Source organism: Acinetobacter thutiue (genome assembly GCF_030385805.1).
Classification (GTDB): Bacteria; Pseudomonadota; Gammaproteobacteria; order Pseudomonadales; family Moraxellaceae; genus Acinetobacter; species Acinetobacter corruptisaponis.
In genome coordinates this window covers 1-1,272 of record NZ_JAUDZE010000026.1, presented here as the reverse complement: position 1 = coordinate 1,272, position 1,272 = coordinate 1, and the positions used below count along the sequence as shown (strand labels likewise).

1 protein-coding gene is annotated in these 1,272 nt (G+C 39.5%); it reads right to left on the bottom strand.

All coding sequences use genetic code 11. The annotated features are described in order from the left end of the window. Positions 1 to 22: 22 nt before the first annotated feature. Positions 23 to 1,174 (bottom strand): IS4-like element ISAbe18 family transposase, encoded by a 1,152-nt coding sequence (locus tag QTA56_RS18245; protein WP_058971770.1) that lies wholly within the window; start codon positions 1,172 to 1,174, stop codon positions 23 to 25. Positions 1,175 to 1,272: the final 98 nt, after the last annotated feature.

Here is a 1,272-nt window from a genome sequence, read left to right as displayed (position 1 = left end):
GCCATTGCTGTCCCACAATTTTTCACAAGAGGAAGCTCATTTGAGCTTCCTCTTGTTTTATGGGTATTTTATCGGGTGAAAATAAAGCTTTTAAAGTTCTTCTTTCAAACAAATTCACTTGAATTATTCTGAGTAAACGTTGAACTGTCCAACCTGTTTTCCCTAAATGTTGAGCGAAACTCACCAATAAATAGGCGATCATCGCAATCCAGATTTGTGTCTGAATTGCGTTCCTGCTGCGGCCTAGAAACGCTTTTAATTTGAGATTCTGCTTAATCGCCTTAAAGAACAGCTCAACTTTCCAACGATCTTTATAAATCGCCGCAATGGTGGAGGCGGCTAAATGAAAGTTATTGCTGAGAAAGCTAAAGTGCTTGCCACTTTGCTGATCTCTATATTCAATTCTTCTTAACACTGGGGCTTTTCTTTTTAGGGCATGTGCGCTATTCAGCTGAATGGTTTCATCTTTTAGAATACCTTTGGATTCAAGCACTGGATGTTGCTGGATCACCTGATACACAGATTTAGGCCTAAAACGTGTGACAAATCCAATGTTTTGAGCAGTCAGATTTGCATACCATTGGTAATCGACATAGCCTTTATCAAAAACTACAATGCTGCCAGCAGGAAACTGGAATTTGCGACCTTGTACCATGTCATTTTCTTTGCCATTTTCAACTGCAACAAACTCAGGAATATCATTGCTGTGATTCAATCCTATGCTGAGTTTCATGCTGGCTTTTGAGTCATGAACTTTGGCCCATTCACATAAGGAAAGCGACAGGTCAATATGACTGGCATCCAAGGAATACAAGGGATTTTTAAAGCGAAATTTATGAGCTACTTTTGAGTGTTCATAGTATTTAAGCAACTTGTAAAATAGCTGTTGATACAAGGCAGCAGGCTGCTGCTCATTGATTCGTGCCAGCGTGCTTCGGGGAATAGATTTTGCTCCGAGATGACTTAGCTTTTCCTGTTGGCACTCCAAATTGGATTGAATATCTCTCAGACTTTGCCTACAAGAGAATTGAGACATCAATATGGCAATAAACTGATCCCAACGGGAAGTCGCTCTAAATTTCTGTCCAACATGGTGTACTTTAGCAAGTTGTTCAAAATCCTGTCGCACAACAGGTTTAATTAGCTCATAAAATACGGTATTCTGATGTGACAAAACCTGAATCCTGGTCGTTAAAGTGTTTGTTTACACTCATATTTTAACTGTTAGGACTCAGGTTTTTTTATTTAAAGCAAACTATGGGACAGCAGTGG